This is a genomic window from Chryseobacterium sp. DT-167 (assembly GCF_058310155.1).
Genome location: NZ_JBZEEQ010000045.1, coordinates 1 through 858 on the forward strand (window position 1 = coordinate 1; position 858 = coordinate 858).

Sequence of the window (858 nt, forward strand, 5' to 3'; positions counted from 1 at the left end):
CCGTCGGGACACTGGCTCAAGCTGCGCCGCGAGCGCAACGACTCGGGCCGCTGGCTGCTCATCGACCTCGTTCCCTGACGATCACCATCCGGGCGACGCGAGGGATCGACTCTCCTCTCGTTGTCGCGGGGCCGAGGCTCTAGGCGTCCGGCTCCGCGGCGCCGTCGTCGAGGATGTGCTGGAAGAGACCGTGCAACTCGGGCGACGACTCCGCGTCCGTGCCGAGCACCATGAGAGTGTTGATGAGCATGCCGCGGGCGAGGAAACCTTCTGCCTCGCTCATGGTCAGGCCGGCCTCCGTCGTGAGGAAGTCGAGGATCTCGACGAAGCCGCGCCGTGCTCTCGGGCCCACGACGGAGTCGGCGCTCGCCGCGAAGGCCTGCAGCAGGATGACGTGGACGCGCTCGGTACGGGCGAGTTCGACGTAGGCGGCTCCGAGGGCGGCGACGGCCTTCCCGTCGTCCGACGCCGCGAGTGCCGAACGGAACACCTGGAGGATGCGGTCGAGCGAGTCGCGCATGACCTCGAGGAACAGCGCCTCCTTGCCGCCGAACATGCGGACGACATAGGGCTGGCTGATCCCCGCCGCTCGCGCGATCTGGTCGGTCGTCGTGCCGTGGTATCCGTGCGCCGCGAACACGTCGGTAGCGGACGCGATCGTGCGGGTCCGCCGCTCCGCGGCAGGGATTCGGGGGGCGGTCGAGGGGGAGGACATGGCTCCAGTGTAAGGCACTTGTAATCGCGCGATGCCTTATGTAATAATCGCATGATTACATAAGGAGTTCTGCCATGTCCGCGTCAACCGCTTCCCCTGCTTCCACCGCCCGACCGCCCCGGATTCTTCCCACGCTCGTGAGT

At 67.4% G+C, this 858-nt stretch carries 1 protein-coding gene; it reads right to left on the reverse strand.

Translation table 11 applies throughout. The features are described 5' to 3' along the window. Window positions 1-139 precede the first annotated feature (139 nt). Window positions 140-715: a TetR/AcrR family transcriptional regulator gene (locus AC4FQ5_RS19630; protein ID WP_491146207.1), complete on the reverse strand. Its 576-nt coding sequence runs from the start codon at window positions 713-715 to the stop codon at window positions 140-142. Window positions 716-858: the final 143 nt, after the last annotated feature.